This is a genomic window from Acidovorax kalamii (assembly GCF_002245625.1).
Classification (GTDB): domain Bacteria; phylum Pseudomonadota; class Gammaproteobacteria; order Burkholderiales; family Burkholderiaceae_C; genus Acidovorax; species Acidovorax kalamii.
This window is the reverse complement of the sequence record NZ_NOIG01000005.1, coordinates 101,598-120,278: the sequence shown is the minus strand read 5'-3', so window position 1 is coordinate 120,278 and position 18,681 is coordinate 101,598. Positions and strand designations below refer to the sequence as shown.

The window sequence follows — 18,681 nt, the reverse complement described above, 5'->3', positions numbered from 1 at the left end:
GATGGGCATGAAAAAAGCCCCGCCCGGTTTCCCAGGAGGGGCTTGCTTGGTTGGCTTTCGCCTAATTCAGTGGGCTATCGCGCGGCCCAGATCGAAAATCGCTGTATGGCGCCGTAGAGCTTGGTGTCTGGCTCATAGGTGGCCAGCGGCTCACCCATGGGGGTGCAGGTGAATGCATGACTTGCGCACATCGCCTCTTCCGCCGCTCGGATCTTGGCCAGCGACTCCGCGCGGGTCAGGCTGTAAACGGACACCTGCACATAGCTGTTTCGCTTGTCGAGGGCGGTGTTGTCCAGTGCTCTGAGAGATTCACCACCCAGCAGCTGCCAGGCGATGAACGGCGGTGCCGTTCCGATGTCCGCAACGTCCGGGAACGTGCGCGGGCACACCGTCTTGAGCAGCGTCGAGAGGTCCGATTCCATGCTCATTTGTTGACCTCTTCCAGATAGCGCGCCTTGATGGCTGTACGAACTTCAGCGCGTGTTTCGACCACTGCTTTGCTAATGAATGGGTCTGCAGGCGTCTTGCTGGTGCCGTTGTGCACAATGAACCCGTACGGCGCTTCGGTCTTGTTGAAGCTGATGTGGTACGTACTCACGTCCTTGAAGCTGTTCTCTTTGCTGTAGACCTGGTAGATTGAGTCCCGTAAGTTCCCTGGTGGATAGGGACCGTACTTCTGGCCGCGTATGTAGAAAAAGTGGCTCTCGTCCGAAACCGGCGCATTGAGGCGCGCGCGCTCGTAGATGATCTGTGCGCCAGCCTGGGCCGCCGGGCGATTGGCTGCGTGCAGCTTGTCCACCTCGGCGCGCAGCCCTTCTTTGAAGGCAGCGACGTTCATGCGTACGCCCATGCCCATATCAGTTCACCACCTCACAGGCCAGATCAAGAAACTTCCGCCCCGACACATCCGGCATGACTGCCTTGATTTCGTAGGCGACCAGGTTGTGCACCACGCGCATGCCCGCATTCACGTCCTCGCGGTATCGGATGCGGATCGACGCGGCCACCACCGACACCGGGGCGCCCGCCTTGATGGCTTCCAGGCCGGACTTCATGCGGATGTCGGCCCAGACCGTGGCAACGTCTGTCCAGCCGGGGATGGGCTGGCCCAGTTCGTCCTGGGCCGTGCCTGGCGCCTGGATGACGCATCTGCGATTGAGCCGCCCGGCTTGCATCAGTACACCTTGAACCGGTCGAGCAGCGAGTCGGCAAAACGATCAGGCAGCGCTGCCACAGACACGCCCGTTTGCACGCTCTCGCGGTTGGCATAGAGGGTGCCCACCGCCAGCAACAGCCACGCCTTAACGCCTCGGGGAACGGCGGCCTGCTGGGCAGCCTCATCGCCCGCGCCGTAGCCTGCGGTGTAGTTGATCGACACAGAGCCAGTGCCGCCGCGCACGGCGGGCCACTCCTGGCCGGGAACCAGGCAAACCTTGTTTCCGACAAGCTCGTACACCGTGCTGGCCAGGGTCTGCGTTGCGCCGTCTGCGTCCTTGTACTGCACCGACTGCACGGCCTGCACTTGGGGCCATGGCAGCTTGATTTCGTCGGCGAAGTCATCAACCGTCAGCTTCCACGCCTGGGCCATGAGGCTGCGACCGGTGATCTGCTGGCAGGTGTCCACGGCTGCACCGATGAACGCCGTGATCAGCGTGTCCTCTGCCGTTTCTGTCTCGCGCAGGTGCAGCTTTGCCTCCGCGAGCGTCAACGGCAGGTAGGCCGGTGGGGTGGTTTGGGTGACGATCATGGTGTCCTTGTGATCTGCAAAGCGCCCGCGTGGGCAGGCGCTTCACGCATCAGGCAGCGACGCCGGGGCCCATGGCCGATGCGATGACAGTGGCGGCCTGGGTGGTTGGGCGGTACTCGGCCTTGTACTGGATGGCGATGATCCCGTTCACCACTGCGTTGGCCACGGTGCGGGTCAGGCTGGCGAACACGTAGCGGAGTGCTGGGTCGTACACATCCACCACCAGGGCCTTGTCGTCGCCGCTCGTGGCGTCAGCGGTGAAGGCGGCGGTGGCTACCTGCGTCACCGGAGTGGGCGAGCTGGTGGAACTGGCGGTGTTGCCCTTGGCGGTCAGCGTGAGGACGCTGGTTGCGGTCACATCACCCAGCAGGGCGATGAACATCACACCGTCGTAGCCCTGCATGTCGAGGACACTGGTCAGAACTTCGGTCTGCGCTGCCACTGCGGCTGCAGCAACTGGCGTGACCTTCACGTTTTTGAGCATGGAAGTCATGGTGTTTCTTTCAAGAAGGTTGGTTGGAGCCCGCCAATTGGCGGGCCCTGGGCATATCAAGCGGAGAAGCTCAGGAACTTCAGCGCTTCGGTGTTCTGCGCGCCGCCGCCGGTGCGCTTGGTGCTGTAGAACAGAACCCATGGCTTGGCGGTGTAGGGGTCGCGCAGCGTGCGGATGCCCATGCGATCCACGATCAGGTAGGCCTGCTTGAAGTCACCGAGAGCCAGCGACAGCGAGCCAGTGCCAAGGGCGGGCATGTACTGATCGATGCGGGTGGGGTAGCCCAGCAGGCGGTCTGGCTGACCGGCTTGCAGGGATGGTTCCCACAGGTAGCGGTCACTGGTGGCTTCCTTCATCTTGCGGATCTTGGTCCGCACCTCGCGGCGCATCACGAACGATGCGTTTTGCAGGTACTGGTCCTTGAACGCGCCGATCAGGTCTTGCAGCGGGTCGGCCTTGGTGGTGTGGAAGTCACCGTTGGCGCCAGTCTTAACGTGCTCGAACGTGCCCCATGCGCGGGTGTCGTCGCCCGTGGCAGCGGTGGCATATGCGGCCAGGCCCTTCGGCTTGCCCACACCGTCGCCAGTCCAGAACGCTGCGCCTTCGACGCGGGCGAACTTGTCGGCAATCTTGCCAGCCAGCCAGGCTTCAACATTGGTAGCGGCGTCGTCCAGGATGCGCTGCGATGCCTTTGGCATTGCGTACATCTCGTGGGCTTCGATGCGCCACTTGCCGACCGTGGGAGTGTTCGTCTCAGGACGGGAGCCCAGCTCAGACACCCAGCCTGCGCTGGCTTCGTCGTTGTCGAGGATGCCTTCGATGTCGTTCGAGCTGATCGTCTGCACCTCGGCCAGCTGGCGCATGGTGGACTGCTCGTAGATCTTGCCCAGCATGCGGCCAGCGGTGGCGTGAGGCAGCAGGTAGCCGCCGTCTGGGTCGGAACCGGCAGACATGGCCTTGCGCTCGTCGGCGGTCAGGCTTTCGAGCGTGGCACCCACGGCCAGCTTGAAGAAGGCCGACTTGTACTGCGTGTACGCTTCCACGGACAGATCGCCTGGGTGGCTCTTGCCCTTCATCTGGAAGTCGGCGCGCAGTGCGATGTTGAAGTTCTTGGTTTCCTCTGCCAGGTCGGCGGCGGACTTGGCTTCGATATCGTTTTGAGGGCGATTTGCCTTCTTCTGCAGGTCGTCAATGACAGCCTTCAGCTCATCGAACTTGTCCAGTTCGTCGCTGAGCTTGGCCACTTTGGCTTCCAGGTCGCCAACGGCTTTACCGTCTGCTTTGGCCTTGATCAGCTCGTCGTTCGCCTTCTTGAATTCGTCGAAGGCCTTGCCCTGGCCTTCAAGAATGCTCTTGACCTCCAGCAGCGTGACTTCGCCGCTCATGGCGACGGGAATCATGCCCAAGCCAGCGATGGCCTCGGGCGAGATCAAGGGATGACCGGCGACTGCGAACAGCGCCAGCACGGCGACAACAAGCAAGAAGCCGGTCGTCAGATTTTTTCGAGTGAATTGCATGATGTTTTGCCTTTCGGAAATGAAAAAACCGCCTCAATGGGCGGCTGTTACGGGGATTGCGCTTGGTCAGAAGACGGCGCGGGCTTTCAGGGAAGCCGCAAAATCTGCGGCCAGCGGTTCGCGATCCCCGGAATCACTCCGGCTGACGCTCTTAATGCGGGAAACCATGGCGGTTGCCTCGCTCTTCGACAAGCCACAAACATCACGCAGGTGGCGCTCGATTTCGGACAGGCTGTCAAGCTCTTCGATGGTCTTGACGGCCGAGACGCGCGAAGCGTCATTCATGGGCATGGTGACCAGCGAAAGTTCGTGCAGGTCAGCCTTTTTGATGGTGCGAACGCCGGTAACACGGTCCCAGCTGTCATCGCGCACGCGGTAGCCGATAGAGAGGCCGCTGATTGCCCCCATCTTCATCAGCTCGTAGGCCTCGGCGCCGCGCGCCGTCTTCAATGCCAGCTTTCCCTTGACCTTCAGGCCAATGGCGTCTTCTTCCATTTCTGTATAGACACCGATGGGCTCTGCCTGGCGGTGTTGCCACAGCATGGCTGGCAGGCGGCCTGCCGCTTTTGCTGCTGCCAGGGTTTCAGCGAAAGCCCCTGCCGCAACGATGTCGCCGCCACGGTCTGTGATGTTGAAAACTGAGCCGTAGCCTTCGAAGGTCCCAGTGTCGCCCGTGGCTTTGAGCTCGCAGTCAAAGTCGAGTGTCTTGGTTGTCATGGTTTCCTTTCAGGCCGTAGGCGCTGCGGGTGGTTGAGCGCTGCTGCCAGGCGGCAGTTTTGCGGCTTCGCCACCCATGGGGTTCATTTCTTCCAGTTCGCGCACCTGGTCGGGGGTCATCCAGCCAGGATGCCCGCCGGAACCAAGGGCTTTGGCGTAGTAGTCCGCCCGGTCCTTTGCGGACGCACGCATGAGGGCATTGGCGACGTGCTTGCAATACACCCCTTTTCGGCGCTCCGCGCGGGTCAGCAGGTGCAGGTCAGCAGATTGCTCAATCCGCATGTACCAAGGGGCTAAGGTATCTTCGCGGTGCGCATTGGAGAACTCTTCGGCACTGGCGTAGGTGCTGGTTTTGTCGCTGTGGAACACCTTCTGCGGGTGAACGCCCATGAACCGGCAAACTTCTTCGATCTGGTGCTTGCGCGTCTCAAGGTGCTGGGCATCAACGCCAGAAAGCGCGCCGGAGATCCACTTCGCGCCGTTGTCGAGGATCATCGGCACGCCTGCGTTATCTGCGCCTGCGTTCTCGGCCAAGATCCAGGCTTTCAGGGCCGCGTACTGCTCCTTGTTGAGCTTGCCCTCCACCGAATACGTGCCAGATGTGCGCACACCCTTTGCGTGCAGCTTTGCATGAGACTCTTCGGTAGCGATGGCCAGACCCAGGGCCTCACGCGCCAGGCTCAGAACGTCCAAACCGAGCAATCCGTCCCACGATGGGCCGCGAACGTGCCAAATTGCCTCGGCTGGGAACTCTTGCACGGCCCCAGTTTCGCCTGTGACCTCGAAAACCACCCTGTAATCGGGCTTCTGCGTCTTCTTCACCCGTCCAGGGTTGAGCAAAATCAGCTCAGAAATGCCGCCTACAGTGCGGTTGATGAAGGCGTAGGAGTTCCCCAGCGCAGCGTGAATCGTTTGCGTTTCGCGAAACTCGAATGAAGTGGTCCAGTCGTTGGGCGCAAAGGCCAGAAGGTCGTACAGGCGGTGGTCTTTGGCGGCCTCGATCTTCTTCAGACCGCCCTGCTCCACCTCGCGAAACACCTTCAGGGGCACCTGGGCCACGCCCTGCGACAAAACACGCAGGCAGGCGAACATGGTCGCCACCTTGAGCGCGTTTTCCAGCGTGATCGTCGGTCCAGCCATGGAAGACCGGCCTGCGCGCAGCATCTCCGCCCATACGGCCAGCGGGTCCGTGGATTTCTGCTCGGCCACCGCGCGCGCCAGGAACCCCATTACTTGGCACCTCGCGCCAGCACCACGCCAGCAGCCAGGGCGAACAAGCCGCCCACCACGTACCCTGCGGGCACGTACACCAGCCAGGCACCATAAGAGATGCCACCCGCACCGGCCAGCATGAGCGCATCAGGCAAAAGGCCTGCCGCCGCGCTCGCAGCGGTCTGCAATTTGTCTTTGATGGTCATGCGGTTTCCCAGAAGGATTTTTCAGACGCTGGGTTCAGCGACATGAGGGTGACAGCGTTGAAAAGCGCCATCAGCGGGTCGATCTTGGCGGACCCTGCCGCCTGTTTCGTGATGATCACGGCGTTGCCTCGCGGCTCCACCTTTGCATTGCCCACGCACCAGGCCATGAGGGGCTGGCCACCGTGCACCATGACGCCTTCGGCCAGCTTGCGCTCTGCCGTCTTGATGGCGCCCGTGAGCTTCCAGCCCTGGGACACGCCGATCAGCTTCTCTTCGGGGATCCCGGCCTCTGCCAGGGCGTCCACGATGCCTCCTAGCCCGGCCGGGTCGCATCCGATCTTGTCCAGCAGGCCCCGCGCCTCGATCAGGGCGCAGATCCCGGCCACGTCTTCCACGTCCTCGCCGATGTTCTGTACCAGCGTCAGGTTGCCTTCTTTGGCGAAGTCATGAAACCGGGCGGCCTCTTGCTTGCGTCGCTCCAGCACGGAGGGATGCGCCCATGCATGGGTCCAGGTCAGCCACTCGCGCGTGTCTTTGTCCCGGCCCACTACGGCCAGGCCCAACAAGTCGTCCAGGCCGCCGCCGTCAATCCCGACATCGACCACTTCGGAGCGGTCGAGCAGCTGGTCGAGCGTCAACCCTGGAGCCTTGGCCTGGGCCTCCCAGAAGTCGGCACCAGCCCAGCGGTCGCTGCGCAGGTTCAGGCCGATTTCGACGTTGGCGTGCTTCGCCATGAAGCCTCGGAACGAGTCACCACCAGCCAATTCGGCCTTCTTGAACTCGCGCTCAAGAAATGCCTGGTCCACCGAGAACCCCATGTTGGGGTTCACCATGGCCATGTTTTCCAGCTTCAGGCAGTCGCCGTTCGCCACCATCTCGGGCGGGTGCTCGAAGATCACCGGCACGAAGCCGGGGTCGATGATCTTTCCGTCCCGCACGTCGCGGGCGTAGTCCAGCTTCTGCTTGAACACGCCTGCAGGAGGCTCGTCCGACTGCGTGGTCAGCCAGATCACGAATCCCTCGGGCCGCGATGCCAAGCCGCCCAGGGCTTCCCGGAACATGTTCTCGGCGCTGGCCATCTTGCCGAACAGATGGAGCTCGTCCACCAGGGTGCCGACCGACTTCTTCCCGCCGACCGTGTTCTGGTCCGCAGCCAGCACCTTCAAGGCCGCCCCGCTCTCGCGGTGGGTGATGGTCTTGATGTGCGTCTGCACATGCATCAGGACTTCGAGGTCTTCATCCTTCTGCACCATGTCACGAGCCGGGGCGAATGCGTTGTTCGCAACCTCCACCGTGGGGGCCAGGACGGAGAACTCGGCCGACTGGCGCCAGTTCAGAATGACCGCCGTCATCATGATCCCGGCTGCGATGGTGCTCTTGCTGTTCTTCTTCGGGATGAGGATGAACCACTCGGTGATCAGCCGCCGCCCGCTATCCGCGTCGTAGGCCCCGAAGATCGAGCGCACCAGGTCGAACACCCATTCGGCGCACGACTCGCCAAAGGTCGGGCTTCCCGGGGCGTCCACGATCTTCAGCTGCTTGAAAATCCCCAGCGCCTGCTTTGCCTGCTCCGGGAAGATCGGCGGCGGGATGATCGATTCGCCCGCGCGAAGCCGCGCCGCCCAGTCAGGGCAGCTTGTTGACCACTCGGGCATCAGACCTTCTTACCGCCAGCCGCAACCAGCTTTGGAGGCGTGGCCGTAGCGAACTTGCTGGCCACCGTCTTTGCAGCGGCTGCCTTTTCTTCCTTCTTGCCGCCCTCACCCTTCTTGGCGTGGCAGTAAGGCGCGGCCAAGGTCGCCGCCTGCATACGCCGTCCCTTGTCCTCGTCCTGGTCCCGCATGATCTGCAGCAGGAAGTCCAGTGGCATCAGGCCAGACAGATCCGGCTCTGGTGGCGGCGGGGCGACAGGCGCTTTCCCGAACGGCCAGTTCTCTGGCGCGGCTGCAGTCTTGAAGCCTTGCGCATCGACTACCGGAGCACTTGCTGGAGCCTCAGCGGTGGTTTTCCGCTTCCGGCCAGCACCGGGACGGCTACCACCACGGGGCATTTGATTCCTTTGATTTTTTGATTTCCCCTGTCGATGGATTCATACAGGGCGGTTTTTTGTCCGCGTGGGAAACGGCGGGGTTTCGGCCGACCTCATCCTCCAGAGATTCGACACCCCCCCTCCCCTTCGTCTCAGCCCGCCCGATCCTTGGCCTCGGCCTTGGTCTTCGCCGCGTGGCAGCCCTGCTTGACGCCGTTTGCGTCGAACCAGGCACACAACAGCTGAAGATTCTCCAGGTCGTTCGTTCCGCCTTGCTCCAATGGCACGCGGTGGTCGACTTCGTGATCCATGCGGACGATGCCGCATCCTGCGCAGGTGTACTTGTCACGCTGCATTACTTGGCGGCGGGTTGCCATCCAGGCATCGCCACGGATGCGCGGGGTTGCGCCTGCCTTGATCTGCAGAGTGGGCAGTCGCGTGGTGACTACCGATGCCAGCCTGTTGGGGATGCGCTGGAGCTTCATGGTTTGTCAACCTCTCTGAGCGCTGCAGCTATTGACTCCGGCCAGTTGCATGCTTTCAGGCTATATGTGTGCTTCGCCCTGAGCCTTGCTCTCGCGGCCTTCATAAACCAGCGCACAGCATTCCCATCGGACACCTTCTTCTGTGCGCGCTTGCGGATGGTTCGTGTGGATGCCATGGTCAGGACCATGCCTTCACACACCACCCAACGCCCAGCATCAGGCCCGCGATGAATGGAGGCGCCGCCAGGGCCTTGGCCATCGCCAGACCGAAGCCGTCACCATTCTTTTCCACCTTGTAGCGCTGCAGTGCGCGCACGATCAAGGCCAGCCCGTAGGCTTGCCACACAGTCAGCACAGGCAGACCGAACAGCGGCACAGCGAACCAGCCCCACAGCACGGACAGGGTGAGGCCCACCCAGAAGCCGCCCCACACAATGGATAGGGCCACAACGGCGAACACGCCTACTACTGCAGCCAAAGCTACAGCGCCTTCATATTCCTTGCTCTTCATGCACTTCTCCAGATAGGAGCCCCTTCGGACTCCCACCATGGGAGGGGCTGTGCCGTTCGCTTCCCAGCACCGAGCTTTCGGCGGAGACCCCGCGCCCGCATATGCCCGGCGCTGGTTGCCAGTGAGCGGAGGGGTAGAGATAGGTTGATCAGCGCAGGACGATCCAGGGCAATCGAGGATGTGTCTGGCGGGGCCTGGCTGAGCGAACGCAAAAAAGCCCCGGAGCATTGCTGCTGCAGGGCTTTGTGCTCGTCTTTCCGAGCCGTCATCTGTTTGCCCTGGATTTCACGCCAGGGCCTCAACCCATCCTAACGGCGGGTCACGGGAGGTCATAAGCTTCCACCTTCCCTATGGGGCGCCCAACAGAAACCCACGCCTAGAACACACAGGATGCGCTCTAGGCGTGGGTATCAAAAATTCAGGGCGAGTTGTGCCATCAGCATCTACCGCAGTCGCTACAGGCGATGGCCAGGCTGTGGCTGCGGGCATCCGGCAGAACTTCGAGGTGCGAGAGAATCAGCATTCTCTGCGGCCCTCTACCGCAATCATACACGGACAGCGGCTGGGTGCAAGCGTTTCTTGATCGATTGGCGCGCGCGGTGGACGCAATCGTCCATAAAATTTGCCAGCCTGCGCCCCGCCTCCCCGTGCGGAATCCGTAACTTTCCCGTCGCACCGCAGGGCTTGCATTGCTTGCTCGACAGGCGGCCGGTGTCAGGGATCACCTCGAACTTGCGGCCGTGGCAGGCGTGGCAGTTCGGCGCCAGCCACCAGCGCAGCAGGGCTCCGGCCACCTGCTCGGCGTCTTCCACCTTCCACTTCAGCAGCTGCAGGGTCAGCTGCTCGCGGACTACAGGCATGGTCTTCAGGTGCGACATCAACAGCTTGGCCTGCTGCTGGTTGTGCTCGGCCGCCAGCTTCTCAGCCTGGGCCCGGGCGGCGGACGGTGTCTGCGGCGGTTTCTGGGTGTCGGCTGGGCGCTGCTGGGCTGCACGGCTGAAATCCGCCCCGGCTGCTGGCCGCAGGTGCTCGGCTCCGTCCCACTCGGTGTGCAGGCGCAGCAGCGCGGCACCAATGCGGCTTGGTGACCAGCCAGCGGCGATCAGCAGGTCCGTGTCAGAGCGCGGTGCACCCTCGCGGGTGTCGCAGCGCAAGTCCGAGCTGGCAGTGGCCGATGCGTAGCTCTCCTCAATGGTGCGGCGGTCGTCTTGGTACATGGTCTCCCTTTCAGTTCATCCAAATCGTGTGCAGAGCTGGCGCGCGGGCGATGGCCCTGGCCACCGTGGTTTCGGTCGTTGGTCTGGTTTTGCCCGGGCGCTGCTTCGGCTCCAGGCGCTCGCGCCATGCGGGTTTCACCGCGTAGGTGGGATACCGGTGATCCCGGTCAACGACGATCAGCCCACGCAGGGCCCAGCGGCGCAGCGCCTGGTGCACGGAGTTGTAGGTAAGGCCTGTTGCCTCCGTGACCTTGCGGGCGGTGGCCGGGCCAATGGCTTCCAGAGCCGTGAAGACGGCGACGGTTTGGTCGCCCAGGTTGTTGCGAGTGGTCATGGCTGCAGGGCTCCTAGAGTGGCGTTCAGCCGGTCAAGCGCCCACGCAGCTGCAGCCCGGTCGCGCGGCGCGCTGCTCCCGTCGAAGGCGATGGCGCGCCACTCCAGCACCTGGGCCAGATGGGCGGCCATGAATGCGGCAGCCTTCTGCGCGCACGGCGCTGGTCCCTGATCCAGCCAGCGGTGGCACGCAGCGCAGCCCCACACGCTGTATTGATCATCTGCCTTGCGGGCCCCTGCCTTGCCGTGGATGCTCAGATTGCTGTGGCAGCACACCACTGTGGCGCGGTCCTGGGTGCAGATGCCGGGCACGCGCAGCAGGCAGGGCATGCCTCGGGCCATGTCGCGGAGGTGCCCATTGCGCTGGGCTTTGGACTTCGGCTGCGGGCGCGCAGCGGGGGTGCTGGTGCAAGCTACAATTTTTATAGCTGCATAGGCAATTGCAGCATGCGCCGCGCCCTGTTTTTTCTCATTTTTCAGTGGTACGCTTTTAGCTGCGTTTTTCATAGCACGCTGCGCACGCTCCTCAAGGCGCTGTGCGCGATTTCTCTCTGATTCTGCGGTGGTGCTGGCGACGCGCAGCCAGGCCGTGCGCTTCATGGCGGTCCGCTTCATTCGTTGAACCCCTGCAAGATCGTCTCGATCATCGTGATGCGGTCCACCGGTGACAGGTGGCGCCACAGCGTCTTGCCCGCATGCTCAGTGCGCAGGAACTCCACCGCGTCATGGTGGAACTGCTCCATGGCGCCCTGCTCCAGCTTGGCGTAGCTAGTGGAGTCGGGCACGGGGAACACGCCGCCCTTGGGGCCGGGATACCACTGGCAGTGCCCTGCCCCGACCTTGAGCCAGTCGCGGAAGCCCGCGAAGTTCTCGAAGCGCTCCTGGCTCTCGAAGACCGCCTGCTCCATGGCCATGTGCTTGCGGTGATACCAGCCCACCCGGGCCTGGTGGGTTTTCAGCTCCACCATCTCGCCGGGCTCCAGGCGCAGGATGTTGTTCCAGAGGCGGCGCCACTGCTTCTTCCCGCGCTCGCCCAGGCCATCCACGATGCCGAAGATGACGCGGCGGGCCACGGCCTTGTCGGCCTCGGTGATCTGCACGGGCTCCTGGCGCACCAGGGTGATTTCAGCCATGGCGCACCTCCACCCGGACCATGCCGCCAACCTCATCCGCCTTGGCGATGGTGAGGGCCCAGTGCTTGTCATCTACCCCCAGCACGTCGGCCAGGCCATCCAGGCCAGACTTCATGCGGGCCAGCAGGTTGTCCAGGTCGTAGGCCCTCCGCGTTGGAGGCACGAACACCAGGGAGACGTGCAGCTTCTTGGCCTCGGAGCGGGCCGCGCCCTGCTGGCGGGCGGTGATGGCGCAGGCGTGGCGGTAGGCCTTCTTGGCGCGCGAGTGTGCGGACCAGTGCTGGCGGGTGTTTGGGCTCAGGGCCGTTGGCGGCCATGGGAGGGTGAGGTGCAAGGAGGTCACTTCAACCACTCCTTGGCCGTGAAGCCGGTTGTTTGACCGGAGCCAGCTGCCACTCGGCCAGCTTCGCCATGGATCTGATTTCCGCCTCTGGCAATCCAAGCTCTAAGGCCTGTGCCAGAGCGGAACGACAGCGTTCCGCCTTCTGGCTTGGGGCAAGAGGCAAACGGCGTTGGATGTACTGGATTCGCCTCGCAGCACAGTGCAAGCAGCCGTCTGCGAAAAGGCGGTATGCCGCCGGGTCCGGGCGGGCGTCGTTGCAGCATTCGCAGGTTGATGGGGAGGCCGTCATGCATTGATTCCTCCAAACAGATCCAGGGTCCGGGTATCCCGGCAGGCCTCAGACGCCCGGCCCCGGCGCTTGGGCTCAACCAGCCCAGCCTTGCGCGCGCACACGCGGCCAAATGGCTGGGCGCCGATGACCACGACGGGGTGCAGGGTGATGCGGCCGCAGCGGGCGCAGTGGAGCTTCTGCGGCATGTCAGAAGTCCTCCGGGTGGCGGTACATGATCAGAGGCTCGTCGCCGGGGCCGCCCACGTACTGCATTGACTGGCGGTCGAACCAGAGGCCAATGGAGCCCTCCCACTCGCCGTTGCGCTGCTTGTCGCAGATCAGCAGGGCGTCGGGCTCCTTGTCCTCGACGGGCTTGCCCTCGTCGCGCTTCTTTTCCTTGGCCTTGTTGCGCCACACGCTGATCACGTTGTCCACCTGGTCGGTGATGGCGCCAGTGCCCTTGTAGTCGTACTTGCTGGGCTTGTGGTTCTCGTCCGATGGCTTGCGGATGTGGTGCACCAGGTGGATATGGATGCCGTGGTCCCGCGCAATGGCAGTCAGCTCGTCCACGAACATCTTCTGGCCGTTGTAGTCATCCTCGCTGGCCACGCACTTCATCAGGCTGTCCACGAAGAAATGGGTGATGCCCTTCTCCTTCGCGCAGTAGCGAACCACGGCGGCCACCTGGGTGGCGGTCACGGTGCCCTGCTGGTCGTACAGCCAGAGGCGGCCATTGGTCCACTCCTTGAATTCCTCGTAGACCTTGATCAGCTCCATCTTCGCGGCCGTGCTGCCAGCGAAGGCGGGATCGTCAGCGTTGAAGCCGGAATACTGGCGGCCCATGCGCTCCAGGGTCTTGGCGGGCTTCATCTCGAAGGAGGCAATGCACACCTTCTCGTCCTGGGCGATCAGGCTCAGCGCGATCTGGCCTGTAACCAGGCTCTTGCCGTTTCCGTTTGCACCGCCCCATACGGTCACCTCGCCCTTGCGAAAGGCCACCATGCTGTGGGTCTTGCGCCATGGCATGACGGCGCGCGGCTCCTTGATCGGGTTGTTGATGCGGTCGATCAGCTCCTGCACCCATTGCGATGCGGGCTTGACCTTCTGCTTTGCGTCCGTCTCGCGCTCGTACTTCGCGAAGTCGATTTCGTCCTCGTAGATCACCTGGGCCATGTCAAAACTCCTTGCGTGTCGGTGATGCGAACAACCGTCGAGGACGGGCGGCCCAGCCAGTCCATCTTTTCGCGGTTGATCAGGTGGGTGGATGCGATGACGCGCTTTGCGTACTCGGCGCAGGCGGAGGTGATGCGCTCCACGCGCCCCGGGTCTTCCCCGGACACCATCACCTGCAGGCCGACCAGAAAGCGCCAGTCCTGCTGCTCCGGAACGTCGCGTGCGGCCAGAGTGACGTGCGTCCCATCGTTCAGGCAGGTGGCGGCGCAGTCGTCAACCCACACATAGCCGGGGGATTTGCCGTTGCGGCGCATGTTGAGGATTGCGTCCTGGCCGGTCATACGAAGCTCCCGATGCTGGATTCGCCTCCGACCTCGGCCAACTCGGCTCCCTCCCAACGCCGGTTGTTCAGGTAGACCAGCGGGGCCGGGATGAACTGACCGCCTTTGTCACGCCAGCCCGCTGAGGTTTTCAGGGATTCGACGTGGGCCAGGATCAACGCAGCATCACGCTCGGCGTGAGCCTTTTTCCAAGCCTCCAGGCATTTGCCCTTGGCTTGTTTCCGGTCGTTGGATGGCCAGGTCTTCCAGAATTCGGTGAAGCCGGGGGGCTCATCCGGACGCGACGCGTCGGGTGTTCCTTTCCCTTCCTTCCCTTCCCTTCCTCCCTGTGCGTCACTGTCGAGTGTTTGACGCGTAGCGACGCGTGGCGACGCGTCAGGCTCCGGCAGCTGCGAAGCGCTTTCGCGTGGGTTGATGTGTTGATGCGCGCCGAACTTCGGGATGTAGGCCAGGCCGTCGCCGTACAGCACCACCAGCTTCGCTTCCACCAGCTCCTGGCAAAGAGCCTTGATGTCGCATTCGTCGCCAGGGAAGTAGCGCAGCTTGAAGGTCAGCGGCTTCCAGGCAAGGCGGCCTTCCTTGTCGGCTTCGCACCAGGTGGCCACGTAGAGCAGGCGCGCCAAGGGCGACAGGCTCACGATGTCCTCGCTGGTGAAGAACTCGGGTTTGATCGTGCGGATTCGCGCCATCAGACCCCCAGCCGATCAGCAATAGCACGCATGGCCGCGTCGTATTGCTCAGGTGTTGCGCCGGGGTGCGCAGCGATCCATGCGCGTTTCGCGGCTTCGTAGGCTTGATAGCTCATACCGCCTCCCAAACCCGCGCACCACCACGGATCAGGTCCATGCCGCCACGCTGCACAACCTGGACACGGCCAGCCCTGAGCAATTCAGGTAGACGGCGGTCGATCTGCACCACGGTCAATCCGGTGATGCTCTGCAGTTCGTGGGCGGTGGCCTGGCGGCCGTTGGACAGGGCTGACAAGATGCGGTCGCAGTGGTTGCCTGCGAACTTGATAGCGGCCTCGGCGGCGAGAACGCTGGAGAGGGGATCGCTGGCGCGAACCAGGTGTTGGGCTTGCATGTGTGCGCCTTTTCCGTAACGCAAAAGTTCAGCCGCCGCAGCGGGCGGATTTACTTGGCGCGAGGTGTGAAGTGGAGAACCCGAGCAGGGGCCTTGGCACGAACGAATCGCGCCTGTATGCCCTGCTGGGTCAATTGCGTGCAGGCTTGCTCCAGCGTCAGCCCGTTCTGGTCCGCGTACTGCTGGACCATGCGCGCGTCTGCCTCCGACAGCTGCACTGTCGTGGGTTTGTTGGTGTGCACAGCTGCTCATTTCCGTTACGAGGTTGGAACGGGAGAGGAACTAAGCAGTTGCTCGCATTTCGGTAGCAGCGGCACCAGAATTCGCCACATGCATCTGCTTCGCCAACGCCTCCATCAACAGCTCACGAATGAACGTGCTGGGCTGCATGTTGTTGATCTCGCTCACAGCCTCGATCACGCGCATCTCTGCAGCGTTGAGGCTCAGATTGACTCGCTTGACACGAATGGCTGCTGGGTCGGCGTACATGGTGGAAAACTCCCGGGGTTTGTTTTGGTTGGGTTGGTGGAGATGGCGGCGTCAAGCTGCCAAAAAGGAGGGGGTGTCCGCCCTCTTCCGGCATACATTGGCGGCTCCTACACAACCAATGCCGAAAGGGGCAGAAATGGAAATCGACAACACACGAGCCATTGCACTGGCGTCGTACACGCTGTTGGGGAAATTGATTGCGGTCATGAAGCGCGACGCTTTGATCAACGACCAGCAGATCGCAACAGCCGTCCAGTCAGCACGTCGAGTGCTCGAAGAAGACGGGGACCCGACCGGAGTGCAGGCAGGGTTGTTTCTGGAGGGGTTGCAAGAGGGGCTGCTTGGCAGTTGAGCGCAGCTTTCACCGCGCAAAAGTTCGCATTGCCCACGTTGATGCACTCAGCCATGTGCGGCCTCCTTGGTCTTGCGGGCCTTGGTGCGTTGTTGCTTCTGCCGATACAGAGCCGCCTGTACTCGGTCGCGCAATGCGGGCGTGAGTTGATCAGGCCAGCCAGAAATGGCCTGAGACGTGACTCCGATTGCGGCAGCTGCGCTCTTGGCTGTACCGCCGAGAAGTTCGATGGCTTGTGTTTTCAACATGAGCGCCATTAAAGCATTCTTTAAGACATGCCGCAAGCATTCTTTTTGCACAAACAGCGAACGCGTGAAAGACTGCTTTCATGAATACATATGGCGAAAGGCTTGAAGCCGCCTTAATGGCGAAGCGGCCCGCAGACAAAGCCGCCCGTCAGTGGCTTGCGGACCAGCTCGAAATCTCGGTGCAGGCCGTTGGGCAGGTCATCGCCGGGAAGACCAAGGCGCTGACGGCCGAGAACCATGAGAAGGCGGTCCAAGCCCTGGGGTGCTCCGGTCTATGGCTTGCAACAGGCCAAGGCGAACTGATTCCAGTGCAGCCCCTAACGCCAGCGCCCCAGCCAGGCCAGCCAGTGGTCCATGTTCCACTGCTCGCCAACGCAGGCAGCATGGGCCCGGGCACCGACATCCAGCACGACGACATCCTGGTAGGGCAGATCGCTCTGTCAGAGCAGTGGGTGGCCAGGCGCCTGCAGCCCACCAACCTCAACGCCCTGCGGTTCATCCACGCCTATGGCGACAGCATGAGCCCGACTTTTGAAGACGGAGACATTCTTTTGGTGGACACCGGGATCAAAGATCCCAAAATCATCGACGGCGTCTATGTCATGGCCGCCAACGACCGCGTTTACATCAAGCGCGTGCGCCAGCGCATGGACGGAGTTGTGGAGATCAGCAGCGACAACGCCACGGTGAAGACGGTGGATGTGCTCAACGGTGACCACCGCATCGACATCCTGGGCCGGGTGGTGTGGTGCTGGAACGGACGAAAACTATAGCCAACGCCAAGGGCGTTTCAATTGGGAGAGATGGATGAAGAAAATTTTGGCGATTGCGCTGTGCGCTACAGCGCTTGGAACTGCGCAAGCGAGTCTCAAGGAGGCCGCGAAGGTGGGTACGTTTGGCAATTGGACGATCCTGCGCGATGTGGACAAGATGACAGACAAAGTCACCTGCACCGGCATCTATCAACAGGACTACGCAAAACAGCTTTCCGACGAAGGTCTGTATATCTCGGTCAAGGGTGGAATTTCATCGGTCACTTTGCGGTTCGATGACCTCCCTCCGAGGCCAATGCGTCTCGCTGGAAAGATTGAAAAGGATGTACGCGCGGTAATGCTGGAAGGCGCCGAGTACGATCTAGCCATCTCCTCCTCCAGGCTGCGGGTCCAAGTGTTGACACTGATCTCTGGCGTCCAAAATTTTGAGCTTGATCTTGCAGGGATCAAAGATGCGGTGGCAAACATGAAGGCCGGATGCCCTATCCCCCAGCCCGTCGCTGCTCCACCAATTGAGCCAGCAGCCTCACCAAATCTCGCCCCCCAAGAGCAGCCAGCATGCAGCCCTGATCTGTTGAGTCGAATGAAGGCTGCCAAGGTAACTCCAGCCCAAATTCAGAAGATTTGCGCCTCTACAGGAACGTAGTGGCAGTGGCGCCGCCTGGCCCCATCCTCTGCCTCGTCATCGCCCTACTGGCAGCAGCCCCCGCCGAGGCCAGAACAGAACGTGACCGCGCCCAGGTGCGAGCATTCCGCGCTGAAAACCCCTGCCCCGCCACCGGCCGCACGCGCGGGGCCTGCCCTGGGTGGCATGTGGATCACGTCATCGCCCTGTGCGCTGGCGGCGCCGACCGGCCCAGCAACATGCAGTGGATCACTCGGGAAGACCACCGGTTCAAGACGCTGGTGGATGTGAGGGAGTGCCGCAAGGCGCGGACAAAGGAGGCTCCATGACGAACGCTGCTCGCCTGAAATTCACCAGCGTGCGGACCCGCCTGGTGAATGGTCGCCCCCTCATCGGCCTCAAGCACACGGCCACGGCCGCCGGGGATCTGCCTATATCCACAGCCTGGGTAAAGATGCCCCCAGAGGATGTGGCCAAGCTGATCAAGACGCTGCAGGACACCCTGGCTGAACTTGATGCCAAGCCCGAGGGGCATGAGGTGGGCAACGGCTGATGCCCCCACGGGCTGGCCGTATTGAATGGGGGGCGGAATGTACGGCTATTGCAACCACCATTGGGCGCCACAACCTACGCGATACAATTGGATGAACTTACAACAGTAGTACAAACCACGTATATACACGGTTATTAAATAGACCTCATAATTCATGCCATGAGGAATCTAGTCATCTCCCAAGCGATGCTTGAAAAGCTGGCCGACAAGCACAGCGTGGACAGGCGAGAAGTTGAGCAATGCTTCGAAAACATCAGCGGACCATTGCTTGTTGACAACCGTGAAGAGCACAGAACAGATCCACAGACTCTTTGGTTCCTCAGCAAGACGAACAAGAATCGACTGCTCAAAGTTGCGTATATACAAAGAGGTCAACAGGTCTACTTGAAGACCTGCTATGAACCCAACGAAGACGAAATCCAAATTTACTCAAGTCACCTCAAACGGAGAATTTAATGACCAAGATCGCAGGCACTGAAGAAGCATGGGAGTCTCGCGCGCTCGGCGCGAGTGCGGACCACGCGGAAGTTGCCAGCGCTGAGCACCTGGCGGCGCTGGATGATGCGCTCGGGATGCAATCCATCTCGATCCGCATGCCCAAAGGGATGATCGATGCGTACAAGCTGATTGCGGCCCACCATGGGGTCGGGTATCAGCCATTGATGCGAGACATCCTGCAACGATTCATTCCAGAAGGGATGAAGGAAGTTCTGGAGCATCACACGGCAAAGGCGGACCAAGCAGAGCATCGCATTGAGGCCCTGAAGAAAGCTGACCCCGAAGAGCCAATGCCAGAAGAGCTGAAGAAAGCAGCCTAGGGCGCGCATATA

30 protein-coding genes are annotated in these 18,681 nt (G+C 62.0%); 5 read left to right on the top strand and 25 right to left on the bottom strand.

Annotated features, from left to right (window positions below; all coding sequences use genetic code 11):
* Positions 1–74 precede the first annotated feature (74 nt).
* The 24 genes from gp17 to CBY09_RS08150 form a co-directional block, all read right to left on the bottom strand.
* The gene (gene gp17 / locus CBY09_RS08265; protein WP_094288358.1) at positions 75–428 is read right to left on the bottom strand and encodes a tail completion protein gp17; all 354 of its coding nucleotides are present in this window, start codon (positions 426–428) and stop codon (positions 75–77) included.
* On the bottom strand, positions 425–838 hold the full coding sequence (locus CBY09_RS08260; RefSeq protein ID WP_165773883.1) for an HK97-gp10 family putative phage morphogenesis protein: 414 nt from the start codon (positions 836–838) through the stop codon (positions 425–427). Before CBY09_RS08260 ends, gp17 begins: the two co-directional genes overlap by 4 nt.
* Before the next feature lie 19 nt (positions 839–857).
* The gene (locus CBY09_RS08255) at positions 858–1,175 is read right to left on the bottom strand and encodes a phage head closure protein (RefSeq protein WP_094288354.1); all 318 of its coding nucleotides are present in this window, start codon (positions 1,173–1,175) and stop codon (positions 858–860) included.
* Entirely contained in the window at positions 1,175–1,747 is a 573-nt protein-coding gene (locus tag CBY09_RS08250; RefSeq protein WP_094288352.1) for a head-tail connector protein, read from the bottom strand. Before CBY09_RS08250 ends, CBY09_RS08255 begins: the two co-directional genes overlap by 1 nt.
* Before the next feature lie 49 nt (positions 1,748–1,796).
* The gene (locus tag CBY09_RS08245; RefSeq protein WP_133066259.1) at positions 1,797–2,240 is read right to left on the bottom strand and encodes a hypothetical protein; all 444 of its coding nucleotides are present in this window, start codon (positions 2,238–2,240) and stop codon (positions 1,797–1,799) included.
* 56 nt (positions 2,241–2,296) lie between these two features.
* Positions 2,297–3,757, bottom strand: coding sequence for a phage major capsid protein (locus CBY09_RS08240; protein ID WP_094288348.1), 1,461 nt, complete (start codon positions 3,755–3,757; stop codon positions 2,297–2,299).
* Positions 3,758–3,823: 66 nt separating this feature from the next.
* The gene (locus CBY09_RS08235) at positions 3,824–4,474 is read right to left on the bottom strand and encodes an HK97 family phage prohead protease (RefSeq protein ID WP_094288346.1); all 651 of its coding nucleotides are present in this window, start codon (positions 4,472–4,474) and stop codon (positions 3,824–3,826) included.
* Between the two features lie 9 nt (positions 4,475–4,483).
* Positions 4,484–5,704, bottom strand: a complete 1,221-nt coding sequence (locus tag CBY09_RS08230; protein ID WP_094288344.1) for a phage portal protein — start codon at positions 5,702–5,704, stop codon at positions 4,484–4,486.
* Entirely contained in the window at positions 5,704–5,892 is a 189-nt protein-coding gene (locus CBY09_RS08225; RefSeq protein WP_094288342.1) for a hypothetical protein, read from the bottom strand. Before CBY09_RS08225 ends, CBY09_RS08230 begins: the two co-directional genes overlap by 1 nt.
* Positions 5,889–7,547 (bottom strand): terminase large subunit, encoded by a 1,659-nt coding sequence (locus tag CBY09_RS08220; RefSeq protein WP_205734116.1) that lies wholly within the window; start codon positions 7,545–7,547, stop codon positions 5,889–5,891. Before CBY09_RS08220 ends, CBY09_RS08225 begins: the two co-directional genes overlap by 4 nt.
* Positions 7,547–7,762 (bottom strand): hypothetical protein, encoded by a 216-nt coding sequence (locus tag CBY09_RS08215; protein WP_094288338.1) that lies wholly within the window; start codon positions 7,760–7,762, stop codon positions 7,547–7,549. Before CBY09_RS08215 ends, CBY09_RS08220 begins: the two co-directional genes overlap by 1 nt.
* A gap of 311 nt (positions 7,763–8,073) precedes the next feature.
* The gene (locus tag CBY09_RS08210) at positions 8,074–8,406 is read right to left on the bottom strand and encodes an HNH endonuclease (protein WP_240515643.1); all 333 of its coding nucleotides are present in this window, start codon (positions 8,404–8,406) and stop codon (positions 8,074–8,076) included.
* 178 nt (positions 8,407–8,584) lie between these two features.
* Positions 8,585–8,917: a hypothetical protein gene (locus CBY09_RS08205; RefSeq protein ID WP_133066258.1), complete on the bottom strand. Its 333-nt coding sequence runs from the start codon at positions 8,915–8,917 to the stop codon at positions 8,585–8,587.
* 545 nt (positions 8,918–9,462) lie between these two features.
* The gene (locus CBY09_RS08200) at positions 9,463–10,134 is read right to left on the bottom strand and encodes a hypothetical protein (RefSeq protein WP_094288334.1); all 672 of its coding nucleotides are present in this window, start codon (positions 10,132–10,134) and stop codon (positions 9,463–9,465) included.
* A 10-nt stretch (positions 10,135–10,144) separates the two neighbouring features.
* The gene (locus tag CBY09_RS08195; protein ID WP_094288332.1) at positions 10,145–10,468 is read right to left on the bottom strand and encodes a helix-turn-helix domain-containing protein; all 324 of its coding nucleotides are present in this window, start codon (positions 10,466–10,468) and stop codon (positions 10,145–10,147) included.
* Positions 10,465–10,809, bottom strand: coding sequence for a nuclease domain-containing protein (locus CBY09_RS08190; RefSeq protein ID WP_094288330.1), 345 nt, complete (start codon positions 10,807–10,809; stop codon positions 10,465–10,467). The genes CBY09_RS08195 and CBY09_RS08190 overlap by 4 nt, the downstream gene beginning before the upstream one ends.
* Before the next feature lie 269 nt (positions 10,810–11,078).
* Positions 11,079–11,600, bottom strand: a complete 522-nt coding sequence (locus tag CBY09_RS08185) for a hypothetical protein (protein ID WP_094288328.1) — start codon at positions 11,598–11,600, stop codon at positions 11,079–11,081.
* Complete coding sequence (locus tag CBY09_RS08180) at positions 11,593–11,943, bottom strand: RusA family crossover junction endodeoxyribonuclease (protein ID WP_205734115.1); 351 nt, start codon at positions 11,941–11,943, stop codon at positions 11,593–11,595. Before CBY09_RS08180 ends, CBY09_RS08185 begins: the two co-directional genes overlap by 8 nt.
* A gap of 285 nt (positions 11,944–12,228) precedes the next feature.
* Positions 12,229–12,420 carry a hypothetical protein gene (locus CBY09_RS08175; RefSeq protein ID WP_094288327.1) on the bottom strand — a complete coding sequence of 64 codons (192 nt, stop codon included), beginning with the start codon at positions 12,418–12,420 and terminating at the stop codon, positions 12,229–12,231.
* A 1-nt stretch (position 12,421) separates the two neighbouring features.
* Complete coding sequence (locus CBY09_RS08170; protein WP_094288325.1) at positions 12,422–13,387, bottom strand: DnaB-like helicase C-terminal domain-containing protein; 966 nt, start codon at positions 13,385–13,387, stop codon at positions 12,422–12,424.
* Complete coding sequence (locus CBY09_RS08165) at positions 13,375–13,728, bottom strand: hypothetical protein (protein WP_094288323.1); 354 nt, start codon at positions 13,726–13,728, stop codon at positions 13,375–13,377. Before CBY09_RS08165 ends, CBY09_RS08170 begins: the two co-directional genes overlap by 13 nt.
* A complete protein-coding gene (locus tag CBY09_RS08160; protein WP_094288321.1) occupies positions 13,725–14,417 on the bottom strand; it encodes a hypothetical protein in 693 nt (230 codons plus the stop codon). Before CBY09_RS08160 ends, CBY09_RS08165 begins: the two co-directional genes overlap by 4 nt.
* A 112-nt stretch (positions 14,418–14,529) precedes the next feature.
* Positions 14,530–14,811, bottom strand: a complete 282-nt coding sequence (locus CBY09_RS08155) for a hypothetical protein (protein WP_094288320.1) — start codon at positions 14,809–14,811, stop codon at positions 14,530–14,532.
* Positions 14,812–15,093: 282 nt separating this feature from the next.
* Complete coding sequence (locus CBY09_RS08150; protein ID WP_094288318.1) at positions 15,094–15,300, bottom strand: hypothetical protein; 207 nt, start codon at positions 15,298–15,300, stop codon at positions 15,094–15,096.
* A gap of 136 nt (positions 15,301–15,436) precedes the next feature.
* Here CBY09_RS08150 and CBY09_RS08145 point away from each other — a divergent pair, with 136 nt between their 5' ends.
* Positions 15,437–15,652, top strand: coding sequence for a hypothetical protein (locus CBY09_RS08145; protein ID WP_133066257.1), 216 nt, complete (start codon positions 15,437–15,439; stop codon positions 15,650–15,652).
* A gap of 47 nt (positions 15,653–15,699) precedes the next feature.
* Here the strand turns inward: CBY09_RS08145 and CBY09_RS08140 are convergent, their stop codons facing one another.
* Complete coding sequence (locus CBY09_RS08140) at positions 15,700–15,909, bottom strand: hypothetical protein (RefSeq protein WP_240515641.1); 210 nt, start codon at positions 15,907–15,909, stop codon at positions 15,700–15,702.
* 71 nt (positions 15,910–15,980) lie between these two features.
* Between CBY09_RS08140 and CBY09_RS08135 the strand changes: the two genes are divergently transcribed.
* The 4 genes from CBY09_RS08135 to CBY09_RS08110 all read left to right on the top strand — a co-directional run bounded on the left by CBY09_RS08135 (position 15,981) and on the right by CBY09_RS08110 (position 18,669).
* On the top strand, positions 15,981–16,673 hold the full coding sequence (locus tag CBY09_RS08135) for a S24 family peptidase (protein ID WP_240515640.1): 693 nt from the start codon (positions 15,981–15,983) through the stop codon (positions 16,671–16,673).
* 34 nt (positions 16,674–16,707) lie between these two features.
* Entirely contained in the window at positions 16,708–17,319 is a 612-nt protein-coding gene (locus tag CBY09_RS08130; RefSeq protein ID WP_094288314.1) for a hypothetical protein, read from the top strand.
* Positions 17,320–17,623: 304 nt separating this feature from the next.
* A complete protein-coding gene (locus CBY09_RS08120) occupies positions 17,624–17,851 on the top strand; it encodes a hypothetical protein (protein WP_094288312.1) in 228 nt (75 codons plus the stop codon).
* 455 nt (positions 17,852–18,306) lie between these two features.
* Positions 18,307–18,669: a hypothetical protein gene (locus CBY09_RS08110; RefSeq protein WP_094288308.1), complete on the top strand. Its 363-nt coding sequence runs from the start codon at positions 18,307–18,309 to the stop codon at positions 18,667–18,669.
* The last annotated feature ends 12 nt before the right edge of the window (positions 18,670–18,681 follow it).